This window comes from Plantibacter sp. AC185, assembly GCF_979258065.1.
In genome coordinates this window covers 2,077,292-2,094,466 of record NZ_OZ409831.1, presented here as the reverse complement: position 1 = coordinate 2,094,466, position 17,175 = coordinate 2,077,292, and the positions used below count along the sequence as shown (strand labels likewise).

General features: G+C 68.4%; 13 protein-coding genes. 7 read left to right on the top strand and 6 right to left on the bottom strand.

Annotated features, from left to right (window positions below; all coding sequences use genetic code 11):
- The first annotated feature begins 89 nt into the window (after window positions 1–89).
- Window positions 90–1,520, top strand: a complete 1,431-nt coding sequence (locus tag ACZZZB_RS09920) for a glycoside hydrolase family 30 protein (protein WP_463529581.1) — start codon at window positions 90–92, stop codon at window positions 1,518–1,520.
- A gap of 82 nt (window positions 1,521–1,602) precedes the next feature.
- A complete protein-coding gene (locus ACZZZB_RS09915; protein WP_086472568.1) occupies window positions 1,603–2,172 on the top strand; it encodes a dihydrofolate reductase family protein in 570 nt (189 codons plus the stop codon).
- A gap of 197 nt (window positions 2,173–2,369) precedes the next feature.
- On the opposite strand, the gene ACZZZB_RS09910 is transcribed toward ACZZZB_RS09915, so the two are convergent.
- Genes ACZZZB_RS09910 through ACZZZB_RS09900 form a run of 3 tightly spaced genes read right to left on the bottom strand, consistent with a single transcriptional unit; the run spans window position 2,370 to window position 4,962 of the window.
- Entirely contained in the window at window positions 2,370–3,542 is a 1,173-nt protein-coding gene (locus tag ACZZZB_RS09910) for an acetyl-CoA C-acyltransferase (RefSeq protein WP_191939990.1), read from the bottom strand.
- Window positions 3,539–4,231: a CoA transferase subunit B gene (locus ACZZZB_RS09905; RefSeq protein WP_369808440.1), complete on the bottom strand. Its 693-nt coding sequence runs from the start codon at window positions 4,229–4,231 to the stop codon at window positions 3,539–3,541. The genes ACZZZB_RS09910 and ACZZZB_RS09905 overlap by 4 nt, the downstream gene beginning before the upstream one ends.
- Window positions 4,232–4,236: 5 nt before the next feature.
- Window positions 4,237–4,962, bottom strand: a complete 726-nt coding sequence (locus ACZZZB_RS09900) for a CoA transferase subunit A (RefSeq protein WP_085511404.1) — start codon at window positions 4,960–4,962, stop codon at window positions 4,237–4,239.
- Window positions 4,963–5,158: 196 nt separating this feature from the next.
- On the opposite strand from ACZZZB_RS09900, the gene ACZZZB_RS09895 reads away from it, so the two are divergent.
- From ACZZZB_RS09895 to ACZZZB_RS09885, 3 genes are all read left to right on the top strand, one after another.
- Window positions 5,159–5,908 (top strand): IclR family transcriptional regulator, encoded by a 750-nt coding sequence (locus tag ACZZZB_RS09895; protein ID WP_463529580.1) that lies wholly within the window; start codon window positions 5,159–5,161, stop codon window positions 5,906–5,908.
- A gap of 902 nt (window positions 5,909–6,810) precedes the next feature.
- Window positions 6,811–9,000 (top strand): hypothetical protein, encoded by a 2,190-nt coding sequence (locus tag ACZZZB_RS09890; protein ID WP_463529579.1) that lies wholly within the window; start codon window positions 6,811–6,813, stop codon window positions 8,998–9,000.
- Between the two features lie 12 nt (window positions 9,001–9,012).
- Complete coding sequence (locus ACZZZB_RS09885; protein ID WP_463529578.1) at window positions 9,013–9,723, top strand: ABC transporter ATP-binding protein; 711 nt, start codon at window positions 9,013–9,015, stop codon at window positions 9,721–9,723.
- 190 nt (window positions 9,724–9,913) lie between these two features.
- Here ACZZZB_RS09885 and ACZZZB_RS09880 read toward each other — a convergent pair whose 3' ends face one another.
- Together ACZZZB_RS09880 and ACZZZB_RS09875 are read right to left on the bottom strand one after the other, a co-directional pair.
- On the bottom strand, window positions 9,914–10,783 hold the full coding sequence (locus ACZZZB_RS09880) for an aldo/keto reductase (protein ID WP_463529577.1): 870 nt from the start codon (window positions 10,781–10,783) through the stop codon (window positions 9,914–9,916).
- Between the two features lie 174 nt (window positions 10,784–10,957).
- On the bottom strand, window positions 10,958–11,848 hold the full coding sequence (locus tag ACZZZB_RS09875; RefSeq protein WP_079003772.1) for a LysR family transcriptional regulator: 891 nt from the start codon (window positions 11,846–11,848) through the stop codon (window positions 10,958–10,960).
- An 89-nt stretch (window positions 11,849–11,937) separates the two neighbouring features.
- Here ACZZZB_RS09875 and ACZZZB_RS09870 point away from each other — a divergent pair, with 89 nt between their 5' ends.
- A complete protein-coding gene (locus tag ACZZZB_RS09870; protein ID WP_463529576.1) occupies window positions 11,938–15,411 on the top strand; it encodes a bifunctional proline dehydrogenase/L-glutamate gamma-semialdehyde dehydrogenase in 3,474 nt (1,157 codons plus the stop codon).
- A gap of 194 nt (window positions 15,412–15,605) precedes the next feature.
- On the opposite strand, the gene ACZZZB_RS09865 is transcribed toward ACZZZB_RS09870, so the two are convergent.
- Complete coding sequence (locus ACZZZB_RS09865; RefSeq protein WP_463530553.1) at window positions 15,606–16,610, bottom strand: aldo/keto reductase; 1,005 nt, start codon at window positions 16,608–16,610, stop codon at window positions 15,606–15,608.
- A gap of 97 nt (window positions 16,611–16,707) precedes the next feature.
- Here ACZZZB_RS09865 and ACZZZB_RS09860 point away from each other — a divergent pair, with 97 nt between their 5' ends.
- Complete coding sequence (locus tag ACZZZB_RS09860) at window positions 16,708–17,175, top strand: NUDIX hydrolase (protein ID WP_463529575.1); 468 nt, start codon at window positions 16,708–16,710, stop codon at window positions 17,173–17,175.

Sequence of the window (17,175 nt, the reverse complement as noted above, 5' to 3'; positions counted from 1 at the left end):
CGACTGCTCTTCGGTTTTCGCGGGTTCTGCAACATACTGGTGGGAGCACCGGTCGCGGTCCACGGAGGACCCCCGTCGAAAGGCACTCGATGACGAGCAGCAATCCCGCCAGCAGCAGTCCCGCCGCCAGCGAAGGCGCCCCGGCAGCAGCGCGGTCGGTCGCCTGGGTCGTGACCACCCAGGACGCACCCTGGCAGGAGCAGGAGCCCCTCGGGTTCGGACGAGTCGCGGGGATGCCGAACGTCATGGTCGACCTGACGAACCCGCAGCAGACCGTCGACGGTATCGGCGGATGCTTCAACGAGCTCGGCTGGACGGCGCTGGGGCTCCTATCCGAGGATGACCGCGAGGGCATCCTCTCCGAGCTCTTCACGCCGGGCGCGGGACTGAACCTCTCGCTCTGCCGCATGCCCGTCGGCGCCAACGACTTCTCCACTGACTGGTACTCCTACGACGAGGTCGACGGCGACTTCGACCTCGAACACTTCAGCATCGATCACGACCGCGCGACGCTCGTCCCCTTCATCCAGGCGGCGCAGCGGTACCAGGGCGACCTGCGTCTCTGGGCGTCGCCGTGGAGCCCGCCCACCTGGATGAAGACGAACGGGCACTACGCGGCCGCGCGCCCCTGGGCAGGATCAGATGTCGACAACGGCATCCGTGACGATCAACTCGGCGCAGAGGGGACCGATCTGTTCGTCCTCGAAGACCGCTACCTCGAGACCTACGCCCGGTACTTCGCCCGCTTCGTCGAGGCCTACGGCGAGGAGGGCATCCGCGTCGAGATGGTCATGCCGCAGAACGAGTTCAACTCGGCGCAGGTGTTCCCGAGCTGCGTGTGGACGGCCGAGGGGCTCGCGCGGTTCATCGCCGTCCTCGGCCCGGAGATGGACCGTCTCGGAGTGCGGGTTTTCCTCGGCACGCAGGAGCGGCCGCACGACGCGCAGATCGAGACCGTGCTCCAGGATCCGTCGGCTGGCCCGTGGGTCGCCGGAGTCGGATTCCAGTGGGCCGGCAAGGGCGCGATCGCCGCAGTGCACCACGCCCACCCGGACCTCGCGCTCTACCAGACCGAGCAGGAGTGCGGCGACGGCCGGAACGACTGGCGCTTCGTGCGGCACACCTGGGGACTCATGCGCCACTTCTTCACACACGGCGCACAGGTCTACACGTACTGGAACCTCGCGCTCACGGAGGGCGGGGTCAGTCGCTGGGGCTGGGCGCAGAACTCGCTCGTCGTCGTGGACCCCGAGAACCGGACCTTCCGCTACACCCATGAGTACTTCCTCATGCGGCACCTCGGGCACTTCCTGCAGCCGGGGGCGCAGCGACTCGCGACGATGAGCTGGACCGGGCACGAGAACCTGCTGGCCTTCCGCAACCCGGACGGCGGCGTCGTGCTCGTGATGCAGAACGACCTCGGCGAACCGCTCCCCGTGCAGATCGTGGTGGGCGACGACGTCATCACCCCGACCCTGCCGGCCGACTCCTTCGCGACGCTCGTCATCCCGCCCGCCTGACTTCGGTGCCGGAGCCACCCCTTGTGGGCGGTCGCCTCTGCGGCCTAGCCTCTCGCGTACCGGCACTGGCGACGGAGGACACATGGGCAGGCTCATCTACTCGGCGATCAGCTCGCTCGACGGCTACCTCGCCGATGAGGAGGGCCGCTTCGACTGGAGTGCGCCGGACGCCGAGGTGCACGCGTTCGTGAACGAGCTCTCCCGCCCGATCGGCACCTACCTGTTCGGCCGACGCATGTACGAGATCATGACGTTCTGGGAGACCGCGGACGAGCTGCCGGACGAACCTCGCGAGATCACCGACTTCGCGGCACTGTGGCTCGCGGCCGACAAGGTCGTGTACTCGACGTCGCTCGATGCGGTCTCGACGGCCCGGACGACGCTCGAGCGATCGTTCGACCCGGAGGCCGTGCGCCGGTGGAAGGCGGAATCGGACCGCGACCTCAGCGTCGGCGGCCCGCACCTCGCGGCCGAGGCGATGGCCGCGGGGCTCGTCGACGAGGTGCAGTTGTTCCTCTCGCCGGTGATCGTCGGTGGCGGCTTGCGTGCGCTGCCGGCCAACCTCCGGCGACGTCTGGAACTCGTCGACGAGCGTCGCTTCGAGGCCGGCGTCGTCCACCTCCGCTACACCGTCACCGGCGAGCCCGTCTGAGTCGGCAGCGCGGCCAGCTCGCCCCGCGCACAACTCCTGCTTCTCCGATGCGGTGATCCCCGCTCATGCGCACAACTCCTGCTTGGAGTCGCGCGGCTCACTCGACACGCCGGGGCGTGCGGCGACGCGGCGCGATCAGCAGGAGTTGCGCACGGGCGGGGATCGGCGCCGAGCGTCCAGCAGGAGTTACGGACGGATCAGACGGCCTCGAGGATGATCGCTGAGCCCTGGCCGCCACCGCCGCAGATGCCGGCGGCACCGATCGAACCCGAGCCGGCGGCGGCGAGGCGCCGGGCGAGGTGCCCGACGATCCGGGTGCCGGAGGCGCCGATCGGGTGACCGAGGGCGATCGCGCCGCCGTTCGCGTTCACGATCACGGGATCCACACCGAGCTCATTGGTCGAGTGGACCGACACGGCGGCGAACGCCTCGTTGATCTCGACCGCCGCGAGGTCACCCGTCGTGTGGGAGGTCTTGGCGAGGGCGGCGACGATCGCATTGGAGGGCTGGGCGTGCAGGCTGACGTCGGGTCCGGCGACGAGCGCATGCGCGACGACGCGGGCGATCGGGGTGAGTCCCCGGGCTGCAGCGACTTCCTCGCTCATCAGCACGACCGCGGCCGCCCCGTCGGTGATCTGGGAGGAGTTGCCCGCGGTGATCGTGCCCTCGCCGCCGAACGCGGGACGCAGCCCGGCCAGCGAGTCGGCGGTGGTGTCGGCGCGGAGTCCGTCGTCGGCGCTCACGACCGTCGGACCCTTGCGCCCCGGCACGGAGAAGGGTTCGATCTCCTCGGCCTGGACGTCCGCAGCTGCTGCGAGCCGCTGGTGCGATCCGGCCGCCCAGGCGTCCTGCTCCGGGCGTGCGATGCCGAGCGAGCCGTTGCGCTCCTCGGTGGACGACCCCATCGACCGGTGCTCGAATGCATCGGTCAGGCCGTCGTGGTCGAGGGTGTCGACCAGCTCGATGGCGCCGTAGCGCTTGCCGGCGCGCGAGCCCGACCAGGCGTGCGGGGCGAGGCTCATCGACTCCTGGCCGAGCGCGACGACGACGTCGACCTCGCCGGCGTCGATGAGACGCGTGCCGGTGACGATCGCCTCCATGCCGGAGAGGCACACGGCGTTGACGGTGATGGCGGGGACGGTGAAGGGGATGTCGGCCCCGACGGCGGACTGCCGGGCGGGGTTCTGGCCGGCGGCGCCCTGCAGCACCTGGCCGGCGATGACCTGCTGCACGTCGGCGGCGTCGACCCCCGCCCGGGACAGGGCCGCGCGGATCGCGTGGGCGCCGAGCTCGGTGGCCGGCACGGACGCGAACGCCCCGTTGAACTTCACGAACGGGGTGCGGGCGTACCCGACGATGACGGTGCTCATGCGTGTGCCTCCTGAGGCGTGGCGGGTGCGGTCGGCACCTCGCCGGTGGTGGTGGGGTCGAGTTCGACGGAGAACTCCGCGCCCGTCAGGGTGCGCAGCTCGGCGACGCTCGTGTCGGGCGCGAAGGCCCGCAGGACGAGCGCCCCCTCGACGATATCGAAGACGGCGCGGTCGCTGATGATCCGGTCGACGACACCGACGCCGGTGAGTGGGAGATCGCACTGCTCGACGATCTTCGGGCTGCCGTCCTTCGCGACGTGCTCGGTGACCACCACCACCCGCGGGGTCCCGGCGACAAGGTCCATCGCGCCGCCCATGCCCTTGACGAGCTTGCCCGGGATCGTCCAGTTCGCGAGGTCGCCCGCACCCGAGACCTGGAGCGCGCCGAGGATGGCCAGCTGCACGTGGCCGCCGCGGATCATGCCGAACGAGGTCGCCGAGTCGAAGTAGCTCCCGCCCTCGAGGAGCGTGACCGTCTGCTTCCCGGCGTTGATGAGGTCGGCGTCCTCCTCGCCCTCGATCGGGAACGGACCCATGCCGAGGAGGCCGTTCTCGCTCTGCAGCGTGACGTGGACGCCCGGCGGGACGTGGTTCGCGACGAGCGTGGGGATGCCGATGCCGAGGTTCACGTACTCGCCGTCGCGGAGTTCGGTCGCCGCGATCGCGGCCATGTCGTCTCTCGTCCACATGATGATCAGGCTCCTGCCGGTGTCGTGGTGGCGGCCGCCGGACGGACGGTGCGCTGTTCGATGTCCTTCACCCGCGGCGTCGCCGTGACGAGGCGCTGGACGAAGATGCCGGGGGTGACGACGGTGTTCGGATCGAGGTAGCCGTCCTCGACGACCTCCTCGGCCTCGGCGATCGTCAGCCGCCCGGCGGTCGCGACGATCGGGTTGAAGTTCCGAGCGGTGTGGCGGAAGACGAGGTTGCCCTCGCGGTCGGCGCGGAACGCGTGCACGAGGGCCACGTCGGCGACGATGCCGCGCTCGAGGACGTAGGTCTCCCCGTCGAAGACCTCCGTCGGCTTGCCCTCGGCGACCGGGGTGCCGACGCCGGTCTTCGTGTAGAACCCGGCGATACCGGCGCCGCCCGCGCGCAGCCGCTCGGCGAGCGTGCCCTGCGGGGTGAACTCGACCTCGAGCTCACCGTCGAGGAACTGCTTGGCGAAGAGCTTGTTCTCGCCCACGTACGACGCGACGACCTTCCGCACCTGTCGGTTCTCGAGGAGGATGCCGAGGCCTTTGCCGTCGACGCCCATGTTGTTGGAGACGATCGTGAGGTCGGTGGCACCCGTGTCCCGCAGGGCCTCGATGAGGTCCGTCGGGTTGCCGCTCAGGCCGAACCCGCCGACCGCGATGGTCGCTCCGTCCCGGACGACCTCGTGCAACGCCTCGGCGGCGCTCGACCAGTGTTTCGTCATGTCACTCCCTTGTGGATGGCGGACCGGCCTGACCACATGGTGGCGTAGGCCGTTCGTCTCTCCTGTAGTCAGTCACAGCCGTCCTGCGGTGTCAAAGGTGTCGTGGAGCCCGGTCCCCGATTCACTCATGACGTGGTCCCGGCTGCGGCGTAGGCTCACCATGTGGACAAGCTGATGGTGCGACGTGGCTGAGGGGATGCGTGGCGCCCAGGTCGTCTCACGCGTGAGCCGGATCCTGAAGATCGTGTCGGAGCACCCCGGTGGTGCGTCGTCTTCTGCGGTGGCCGTGGCCGCCGGGCTCACACGGCCGACGGCACACCGCCTGCTCGCCTCGCTCGCCGCCGAGGGCTTCCTCGACCACGACGTCCGCGCCGCGCGGTGGCACCTCGGTCCAGAGTTGTTCCTCCTCGGATCGCTCGCGGCGGAGCGGTACGACGTCGCCGAGCTCGCCCGGGAGAGCGTGCGGATCCTCGCGCACGAAAGTGGCGAGAGCGCGTTCCTGTCGGTGCGTCGCGGGTTCGAGACCGTGTGTCTGCTGCGTGAGGAGGGGAGTTTCCCGGTGCGGTCGTTTGTCCTGACCGAGGGTGTCCGCTTCCCGTTGGGGGTCGCGTCGGCGGGGCTGGCGATCCTCGCGTTCTCGAGCGACGAGGAGATCGACGACTACCTGGGTCGCGTCGACCTCACCGAGCGGTGGGGCGAGGCCCACGCCGCCGACCGTGTGCGCGAGCGGATCCGCGAGACGCGCGAGCGCGGGTACGCGGTGAACCCGGCGCTCATCCTCGAGGGCAGCTGGGGGATGGGTGCAGCGGTCTTCGATGCGGCGGGGAAGCCCGCCTGGGCGCTCAGTCTCACCGGGATCGAATCCCGGTTCCGGCCTGAGCGCCAGGCGTTCCTCGGTGGCCTGCTGCTGGAGCAGGCGCACGAGCTGTCGAAGCGACTCCGCTGAGCCGGGTGGTCGGTCCCTGAGCTGCGCTGCACTTCGACAAGCTCAGTGACCGGGTTGTCGCTCAGTGACCGGGTGGCCGCTCAGTGACCGACGGTGCGGTCCCTGAGCCTGTCGAAGGGCAGTGACCGACGGTGCGGTCCCTGAGCCTGTCGAAGGGCGGCGGCACGACGCCGGCGAGCCGTAACCCGACGCTGCTCCAGCGGTATCGCTGACCTCCCAAGGTGGCGCGATGAGGCGTGGAGGGACTCTCGACCATCTTTCGACCCACGCGCTGGGTCTCGCGCTATGGCGGTGAGTCAGTCATATCAGCGAACCAGGAAAGCCTGAAATATTAACTGGACATGCAAAATATCTGTTCGCTAGGGTCGACCCACGCTCAACTCCTCAAGCCGAACCGACCAAAAGGAGCCATTCAGGTGGCGATAGTCGGATCGGCTGCGGACAAGATCGCGGGGCGTTACCGTCGGTGGCGCTCGACTCAAAGGGTTAGAGGGGAAACACATAATGAGGATCAAAAAGGCACTCACAGTCACGCTACTGTCTGCGGGACTGTTGGCTGGAGGAGCAGGTGTCGCGCACGCGGAAACCGTTTACTACAAAGGGTCTGCGATCAGCTGGGATCACGGTCGCTCTTGGGGGGTAACGAGTTACTCGAGTGTGCAGTCGGGCGCCTACGAGCACAGCGCCACCGCAAATACGACCTTCTCAGGTTGGAAAGCCCCGGGAGTGCTTGCGAGCGCTGAACAGTGGGTCGGGACGGGCTCGGCGACGGCCTACTGGAACGCCCGAGGATAGGTTCTTCGTTCACATCTTCGGCCTCTCGTGAGGTCTCCGTCGTCTGGGGCGACCTCACGAGAGTGTCCGGAGAACCGGCGGTCGGCGAAAGAGAGACGGCAACACACATGGCCCTCTGGTCGAAAGTGACGAGCGTCGTGCTCGTGATCGTCATCGGAGCACTGATGAGTGTGCTCTACGTGATCGGTCAAGGGAGCCTGCTTCGTCGAGAGATCGATGAGTATCCTCGCGGTTCCACAGAGATCTCCCTCTATGACGTTTCCGAGGCGCAAACGACTCGCGTACTGGGCATTCTCGGTGAGTTCGCCACCGCCGACGAGGCAGCCATCGTGAGAGTGGATCAAGAGTTGTCCGATGCTGACGGCTCATTGACCGGGATGCGCGTCGGGGTCATGACCGGAGACAATGCTCCGGCATCGCTCACGTTGGATTTCCTCGGGACGACGCTGGTCGACATCGACCAGATCGCCGATCTCGCCAGGGCCGATCCCGCCGCATCGATCGGCCTCGACGCCAACGCGGCAGATGTGATCCACCCTGTTCCGGAGTTGTTGTTCGCGCCGCGGTTCTCCGTGGTGCAACTCGCGCGGCTCGTGGAAACGTCGGGTACGGTCAACGGTGCTTACCGGGTTTCGGGAGCCGACGAGGAGCAGTTGACGGAGTTGCTCAGTTCGCTCGAATCGGCGACGGGGCTCTCGTCGGACCGGATGCTCGCACCGCTCCGCGGTCATGTGACGGACAGCGGGATGAGCGCCCGCCTGCTTCAAGGATTCGTGATAGCCACGGCTCTCCTGCTGTTGCTCGTTCTCCTCTTCGAGGCAGTGCGTGCGTTCCGCGTGCTCGGCGTGCATCTCCTCCTGGGAAGGTCGCGCTTGGGTTTCGCCGTCGTGCTGTTGAGACCCGTCGTCGTCGCGATCGTTGCGACCATTGCGCTGTCGATGATCGCCGTACCGCTGATGGCGCCGGGATACAGCGTGAACCCGACGATGCTCGTCGCTGCATGGAGTGCCGCAGTGGCCGGAATGCTCCTACCAGTCGGGTGTGTGGCGATCGCGGCCCTCGCGCTCGTCGCGGTCAAACCGGTCGACGCGATCGCCGGACGCTTCTCGCGGCGAATTCTGCTCGGCGTGCTCGCCGGTATTCACGCGATGGCGATGGCCGGATTCACCACGACGTTCATCTTTCTCGACGGTCCGATGAAGGAAGCCGGAACGCTCGCAGGGGTCAGCGAATCATGGGCGGCGGTGGCCGATCAGGAGATCCTGTACCAGACGAAGGCGGGTGAGGATGAGGCGAGTTTCGCCGGACAGTCAGGCCAGTATCAGCGCGATTTCTACGACTGGTACACCTCGATCGCCGACGCGCGCGGCGTCGGCCTCGTCAACAGCCAGTATGTCGACCGGAGTGTGCTGGACGTGTGGTCGGGAGTGTACCAATCCGTTCCGGAGCGGCCGTTCTGGTATGTGGTGGCCTCGCCGAACGCCCTCGCGTCACAGGGCTTCGCGGTGGACGCCGGTCTCGTCGAGCGTGCCGAGGCCGGCGAACGTGTCTTCCTGATTCCGGATTCCTGGACGGGATCGGCGCAAGCCGCAGTCCGCGGGTGGCTCGGTGAGCACAGTGACGTCGCCTACGAACCGGCGATCCGCACGGCCTTCTTCGACGACCGGATCGTCACCTTCCGGAACTACCACCCCGCCGAAGCGCTGTTCCCGTGGAGCACGAATCCGGCTGGGTGGAATGGGGTCACCGACGCGGTCATCCTCGTGACGACCCCGGAGAACATGATCCCGTTCGAAAGCGAAAGCCTCGCCGCGGTCGGGTTGGACAACAGTTACGTCAAGCTCAGCCGGGGCGCATCGAAGAGCTATGCGAATCAGTCATACCTCTCGAGATTCGACCTGGACGACAACGGGGTCGAATTTCTCCCGGTCGGCGATTTCGTCGCGGGCCTCACGAAGTCCATCCAGTCGGTGGTGCAACTCTTCGGCGTGATGATTCTCTTCCTTGGCCTGTTCTGCTTGTTGCTGCTCACTGCGCTGATGAGGCTGTATTCGACCACGTATCGGGAATCGATGGCCGTCAAGAGGATGCTCGGGTATTCATCCAGCAGCATCTTCGCGCCCGCCTTCGTCCTCGTCGGCGTGGTCTGTGCCTCGGCAGTGACAGCCGCGGCGCTGTCCTCTTCGCGGAGCGCGATCCTGGGGATCGCCGTCATGTCCGCGGCACAACTCATCCTGTTCGTGTTCCTTGCGCGAACCCTCTCGCGGCTGCAACTGACCATCATGCTCAAGGACTAGGACGGACCCACAGTGACACCACTGCTCATGATCGACCAGCTGACCAAGCAGTACGGTTCACGCCGCGTCCTCGACTGCGTGGACTTCGAGGTCCAGCGTGGCGAATCGGTCGCCATCGTGGGGCCGTCAGGTTCCGGCAAATCGACGTTGTTGAACATCGCAGGGCTCCTCGACGAGTGCAGCGGCGGCGAAGTGCGTTTCCGCGGCGCACCGCTTCCACGGATCAACAGCCGGGCGGCGTCGCATCTGCGCCGCGACCACATCAACTACCTCTTCCAGTCGTTCGCGCTGATCGGTGCTTCGACGGCCTTCGAGAACGTCCTGATCGGTCTTCATGCTGTGAGACTCGGCCGACGAGCGAAGGAGCAGCAGATCATGGAAATACTCAACCGACTCGGTCTTCGGCAGGTCGCGCACGACCGGGTCATGACGCTGTCCGGGGGAGAGCGTCAGCGCGTCGCGCTCGCTCGTTGCCTCGTGAAGCCGGGAGAGCTCATCCTCGCGGACGAACCGACGGGAGCCCTCGATGACGCCCTGGCGGATGTAGCAGTCGCTGAAATGCTGTCGCTACAGCAGGACTACGGCAAGACACTGCTGGTGGTCACTCACGATCGGCGGGTCGCCGACCGATGCGACCGGGTCTTCGACCTCGGCCTGTCTGCAGAACGCGATGGAGCCCCGTCGCTCTCGGCCTCGTCGGCCGACCCAGTGACCAGGTCCTGAGCTGCGCTGCACTTCGACAAGCTCAGCGACCGGGTGGGGCCACTCGGCGTCCGGGCAGCTGTGGTCCGGTCCCTGAGCTGCGCTGCACTTCGACAAGCTCAGTGACCGGGTGGCCGCTCAGTGACCAACGGTGCGGTCCCTGAGCTGCGCCGCACTGAGCCTGTCGAAGTGTCGAAGGGCGGTGGGAGCGTTACTCCGAGACGGCGGACAGCTCCTCGAACTCGTCGTCGGTGAGCTCGATCGTCGCACCCTGCAGGTTGTCCTCGAGGTGCTCGATGCTCGACGTCCCCGGGATCGGGAGCATGACGGGCGAGCGCTTGAGCAGCCAGGCCAGCGCGAGCTGCGACGGGGTCGCGTCGTGTCGCTCGGCGAGCTGCGTGAGTGGGCCGTCCTCCTTGCTGAGGGCGCCGGTCGCCAGCGGGAACCACGGGATGAAGGCGACGCCGTGCTCGGTCGACCAGTCGAGGAGGTCCTCCGAGGAGCGGTCGGTGAGGTTGTAGAGGTTCTGCACCGACGCGATCGGAGCGATCTGCTGGGCCGCCTCGACCTCGGCGACGCTGACCTGGCTGAGGCCGATGTGTCGGATCTTGCCCTCGTCCTGCAGCTTGCGCAGCTCGCCGATCTGGTCCTCGAGCGGCACGGTCGGGTCGATCCGGTGCAACTGCAGGAGGTCGATGCGGTCGACGGCGAGACGGCGGAGGCCGAGCTCGACCTGCTGGCGGAGGTAGGCGGGCACGCCGGTGGGCGTCCACTCGCCGGGACCCTGTCGCGTCTGGCCGACCTTCGTCGCGATCACGATGTCGTCGTAGGGGTGCAGCGCCTCGCGGAGAAGGGTGTCGGTGACGTCCGGACCGTAGGCGTCGGCGCTGTCGAAGAAGTTCACGCCGAGCTCAGCGGCGCGCTTGATCAGGCGGATGGCGCCGTCGCGGTCGTCGGGCTCGCCCCAGACCCCCTCGCCGGTGAGCTGCATCGTGCCGTAGCCGAGTCGGTTGACGGTGAGGTCGCCGCCGAGCGAGAAGGTGCCGGCGGCGGTTGCTGGACGGGTGGTGGTGTCGGTCATGCGGGTGCTCCTTCGAAGGAATGCGGAAATTCCAGCCAAGCACCGGCGGCTGGGAGGCGCACCCCCCTTGCATTCGGTCCCTGAGCCTGTCGAAGGGACCGGCCGGTGTTACTCAGGGACCGGCGGGTGTTACTCAGGGACCGCCCTTCGACAAGCTCAGGGACCGGGGATGGGTCAGGCCGCCGCGTCCTCGAGGGCGGCGCGGAAGGCGACGATCGCCGGGCGGGTGACGCCGGCCTCGCGCGCGGAGGTGAAGATGGTGCGTCGCGGGAGGTCGGGCAGGTCGACGAGGCGACAGCTGGCCGGCTCGCCCGCCCACTGGAGGTCGGGGATGAGGGCGACCGCGTTGCCGGACTCGATCAACCGGATCTGCGCCTGGAGGTCGGCGGTCTGGTAGCGGACGTCGGGCTCGAACCCCGCACGGCGGCACAACTGCTCGGCGAAGTGTCGCGACGCCGCTCCGTGCGGCTCCATCACCCAGGGGAGGTCGGCCGCGTCCTCGATGCGCAGCACCGGGTGGATCTCGTTCGCGACCGGCGGGCACGCGAGTCGGATCGGGTCGGTGGCGAGCTGACGGCGGTCGAGTCCGGGGTGCCTCGGGGCGGCGTGGGCGGGGTACTGCTCCGCGACGACGACGTCGAAGTCGCGCGCCCAGGTCTCGGCCAGCGCCGTCTCCGGTTCGTGCTGCACCATCTCGACGCGGACGTCCGGGTGGTCGCGGCGCATGGCGCTGAGGGCCGCCGGCATGAGCGCGAGCGCCGCCGACTGGAAGACCGCGACGCGGATGGTGCCCGACACGGTCGTGAGGGAGGCCCCGAGGTCGGCCTCGGCGCGCTCGAGCGTGTCGAGGAGGGCGTCCGTGTGCCCCACGAGGATCTCGGCCTGCGGGGTGAGCTGCACCCGTCGACCGACCTTCCGCAGGAGCTCGACGCCGGTCTCCTGCTCGAGGACTGAGAGCTGCTGCGACACGGAGGAGGGGCTGAAGTTGAGGGCTGCGGCGACCTCGGCGATCGTCCCGCGGATCTTGAGTTCGCGCAGCAGGCGGAGCCGTCGGACGTCCAGCACGGTGCCCTCCAAAACCATCGGCTCAACCGATGGATATCGTTCGAAAACCTTCGCTGTATCTTATTGGTCCCGACGCCGATACTGGCACCATGACCGACACTCTTGCATCGACGCAGCAGCTCGACCGCGACGCCCTCGCCACCGAGGCCATCGCCCTCGTCCGCCGCTGGCTCCAGACGGCCTCGACTATCCCCGCCGACGCCTCCGCGCAGCAGCTCGCCGGTGTGTTGAAGGACCCGACCGGCCTCGAGTTCACGGTCGGCTTCGTCGACGGTGTCGTTCGTCCGGAGGACCTCCGCGTCGCGGCCCGCACCCTGCAGACGATCGCCCCGAAGGTGCCCGCGTTCCTCCCCTGGTACCTGAAGGCCGCCGTCCGCTGCGGCGGTGCGTTCGCCCCGATCCTGCCCGGCGTCGTCATCCCGATCTCCCGCAAGGTGCTCCGCAACATGGTCGGCCACCTCGTCGTCGACGCCACCGACAAGAAGCTCGGCCCCGCGATCGCGAAGATCAAGACGCCCGGCACCCGGCTCAACGTCAACCTGCTCGGCGAGGCCGTTCTCGGTACGGGTGAGGCCGCGCGTCGTCTCGAGGGCACGCACAAGCTGCTCGCGCGCCCCGACGTCGACTACGTCTCCATCAAGGTGTCGTCGACCGTCAGCCCCCACTCGGTCTGGGCGTTCGACGAAGCCGTCGAGCATGTGGTCACGAGCCTCACCCCGCTGTTCGAGCGTGCCGCCAAGGCGACACCTGCGAAGTTCATCAACCTCGACATGGAGGAGTACAAGGACCTCGACCTCACCATCGCGGTCTTCACCAAGCTCCTCGACCTCCCGCAGTTCCACGACCTCGAGGCCGGCATCGTCCTGCAGGCCTACCTGCCCGACGCGCTCTCCGCGATGATCCGTCTCCAGGAGTGGTCGGCCGGTCGTCGTGCCGCGGGCGGCGCCGGCATCAAGGTGCGCATCGTGAAGGGCGCCAACCTCCCCATGGAGCAGGTCGAGTCGTCGCTCCACGACTGGCCACTCGCCACCTGGTCCACCAAACAGGACTCCGACACCAACTACAAGCGCGTCGTCGAGTACGCCCTGCACCCCGACCGCATCGACAACGTGCGCATCGGCGTCGCCGGCCACAACCTCTTCGACATCGCCTTCGCCTGGCTGCTCGCCAAGCAGCGGGGCGTCGAACGCGGCGTCGAGTTCGAGATGCTGCTCGGCATGGCGCAGGGCCAGGCCGAGGCTGTGAAGCGCGACGTCGGCGAGCTCCTGCTCTACACGCCGGTCGTGCACCCGCAGGAGTTCGACGTCGCCATCGCCTACCTCATCCGCCGCCTGGAGGAGGGAGCGAGCCAGGACAACTTCATGTCCGCCGTGTTCGAGTTGAGCGAGAACGAGACCCTCTTCGCCCGTGAGCAGCAGCGGTTCCTCGCGTCGCTCGCGGAGCTGGACACCACCGTCCCCGCGCCGAACCGGCAGCAGGACCGCACGAAGCCGGCCGAGGCCTCCCCGGTCGACGCGTTCGAGAACACCCCCGACACCGACCCCTCGCTCCCCGCGAACCGGGTCTGGGGACGCGACATCCTCACCCGCGTCACCGAGTCGCGGCTCGGGAACGACACCGTCGCCGCGTCCATCCTCGACAGCGTCGAAGCCCTCGACGCCGTCATCGACGGAGCGACTGCAGCAGGCGCCTCGTGGGGCTCGCTCTCCGGCGCCGAGCGTGCGGTCATCCTGCACCGCGCCGGCGACGTCCTCGAGCAGCGTCGCTCCGACCTCATGGAGGTCATGGCGTCCGAGACCGGCAAGACCCTCGACCAGTCCGACCCCGAGGTGTCCGAGGCGATCGACTTCGCCCACTACTACGCCGAGCGCGCCCGCGAGCTCGACCACGTGGACGGCGCGACCTTCACCCCCGCGAAGCTCACCGTCGTCACGCCGCCGTGGAACTTCCCCGTCGCCATCCCCGCCGGCTCGACCCTCGCGGCGCTCGCCGCCGGGTCGCCCGTCATCATCAAGCCCGCCCGTCAGGCTCGCCGCAGCGGCGCGGTCATGATCGAGGCGCTCTGGGAGGCTGGTGTGCCGCGCGAGGTGCTCCGCTTCGCGCAGCTGGCCGACAACTCGCTCGGTGAGCGCCTGATCGCCCACCCGGCGGTGGAGCGCGTCATCCTCACCGGTGGCTACGAGACGGCGGAGCTGTTCCGCTCCTTCCGCCCTGAGCTGCCGCTCCTCGCCGAGACGTCCGGCAAGAACGCGATCATCGTCACGCCGAGCGCCGACCTCGACCTCGCGGTGAAGGACGTCGTCGCGTCGGCCTTCGGTCACGCCGGTCAGAAGTGCTCGGCCGCGTCGCTCGTGATCCTCGTCGGGTCGGTCGCGTCCTCGCGCCGCTTCCGTCACCAGCTCGTCGACGCCGTCACGTCGCTCAAGGTCGGCTACCCGGTCGACCCGACCACGCAGATGGGTCCGATCATCGAGCCGGCGAAGGGCAAGCTGCTCGGCGGCCTGACGACGCTCGGCTCCGGTGAGTCGTGGCTCGTCGAGCCGAAGCAGCTCGACGACAGCGGCAAGCTGTGGAGCCCCGGCGTGCGTGCCGGCGTCGCCCGCGGCTCCGAGTACCACCTCACCGAGTACTTCGGCCCGATCCTCGGGATCATGACGGCCGAGACCCTCGAGGAGGCCATCGCCATCCAGAACGAGATCGACTACGGTCTCACCGCCGGGCTGCACTCCCTGAACCCGGCCGAGCTGCGCCTCTGGCTCGACGGCATCCAGGCCGGCAACCTGTACGTGAACCGCGGCATCACCGGCGCGATCGTGCAGCGTCAGCCGTTCGGCGGTTGGAAGAAGTCCGCGGTCGGCGCGGGGACGAAGGCCGGTGGCCCGAACTACCTCATCGGCCTCGGCTCGTGGTCGAGCGCTGAGAGCACAGCTGAGCGCACCGTCGGTCGGTCGGCGGAGCGCCGTGGCCCGAAGCCCGCTGTCGCCTCGTTGCTGCGTGCCGCTGACGCGGTGCTCACCGCCGACGAGTTCGCGTTCCTGCGCCGGTCGGTCGCGAGCGACGCGGCAGCGTGGGCCGACGAGTTCGGGGTCGCGAAGGACGTCTCGAAGCTGACCGCCGAGCGCAACGTGTTCCGGTACGTGCCGCGTGAGGTCCACGTGCGTCTCGTGGACGGCGGTTCGGTCGCGGAACTTCTCCGCGTCGTCGCCGCCGGTGCGACCGCGGGCGCGACCGTGCACGTGTCGTCCGCCGTCGCGCTGCCGCCGAAGCTCGTCCCCGCCGTCGAGGCTATCGCCGGTGGGATCACCGTCGAGAGCGAGGACCGCTGGTACGTCACCGCCGCCTCGCTCGTCGGGACGAAGACCGGCGCGCGCGTCCGGATCATCTGTGGGACGACCGAGGGTGTCGCCCACGCGACCTCCGGCAGCCCCGACGTCGCGATCTACGCGGGCGACGTCACCGAGGCCGGCCGCATCGAGCTGCTGCCGTTCCTCCAGGAGCAGGCGGTCTCGATCACGGCGCACCGCTTCGGCACGCCGAACCACCTCTCGGACGACCTCATCTGACCCGACTCCGCGCGGTTCGCAACTCAGGAACGCCCCGGCGTGTCATCCCGACACACCGGGGCGTTCTGCATGCCGCGCCGACATCCTCCTGAGTTGTGAACCTGTCTCAGGAGAACTCCGGCGGGTCGGGTGGGTGCGGAGGCGACGCGCCCGAGCTGTCCTGAGTCAGGTATGCGTGCGGAGACGAGGGTGGGCTAGCGGAGGGTGCCGTGGACGGCGAACTCGTCGATGCGCGCGAGTTCGGCGTCGTCGAAGTCCAGGCGGTGGATCGCCGCGTAGTTGCCCTCGAGCTGCTCGACCGAGCTGGCACCGATGATCGCCGACGTGACCGTGTCGCGGCGCAGCACCCACGAGAGCGCCAGCTGCGCGAGCGTCTGGCCGCGTTCCTCGGCGATCGTCTGCAGACCGCGGGCGCGCTGGAGATAGGTGTCCGTGATCGATTCCTCGTTGAGGAAGTGGCTCGTCGCCGCACGCGAGTCCGACGGAACCGTCCCACCGAGGTAGCGGTCGGTCAGCATGCCCTGCGCGAGGGGGCTGAAGACGACGGCACCGAGACCGAGGTCGTCGAGGGTGTCGAGCAGACCGTCCTCGACCTCGCGGGAGAACATCGAGTAGCGGGGCTGGTGCACGAGCAGCGGGACACCGTGCTCACGAAGCGCGGCCGCCGCGGCGATGGTCTGCTCGGGGGAGTAGTTCGAGATGCCGGCGTACAGCGCCTTGCCCTGCTTGACCGCCGTCGCGAGCGAACCCATCGTCTCCTCGATCGGGGTCTCCGGGTCGGGGCGGTGCGAGTAGAAGACGTCGACGTACTCGACGCCGATACGGCCGAGGCTCTGGTCGAGCGAGGACAGCATGGTCTTGCGCGAGCCCCACTCGCCGTATGGCCCCTGCCACATGTAGTAGCCGGCCTTCGAGGTGATGATGATCTCGTCACGGTGGGCCGCGAGGTCCTCCGCGAAGATGCGGCCGAAGGCGGTCTCGGCGGAACCCGCGGGCGGGCCGTAGTTGTTGGCGAGGTCGAAGTGGGTGATCCCGAGGTCGAAGGCGCGGCGCACGATGGCCCGCTGGACCTCGATGCTGCGGCCTTCGCCGAAGTTGTGCCAGAGACCGAGGGACAGCGCGGGGAGGCGCAGTCCGCTGCGGCCCACGCGGCGGTAGGTCATGTCGTCGTAACGGGTTTCGGCTGCTTCGTAGGGCATGGTCTGCGCTTTCATCATCGAATCGTCGTGGTGCCGGGAGCAAGCGTACCGTGATCGTTCACGGCCGAGCTGGTGCAGCGTCGAGTAGCGTGAGCACGTGTCGTCCACCGCGCTTCCGCCCGCTGAAGAGCCCGTGTCGCACCCGCGCTCCGGGTGCGGGGTCGCGATCGTCCGCGACGGTCGGATCCTCCTCCTCGAGCGCCTCCGCGAGCCCGAGGCCGGATCCTGGGGCATCCCCGGCGGGAAGGTCGACTGGATGGAACGCCTCGAGGACGCCGTCCGTCGCGAGGCACTGGAGGAGACCGGGCTCGAGCTCGGATCGATCGAGCTGTTGTGCGTCGTCGACCATTTCGAGCAGGCGCTGCACCAGCACTGGATCTCGCCGGTGTACCTCGCGGAGGACACCGTCGGCGAGCCTGAACTCCGAGAGCCGGAGAAGCACGGCGGTCTCCGGTGGTTCCCGCTCGACGCGCTGCCAGAACGGGTGACGGTATCGACAGTCGCGGCGGTCGAGGCGATCGCGCGGTCTCGCGGATCCAGACGCCCGGGCGGCGCCCACTCGTAG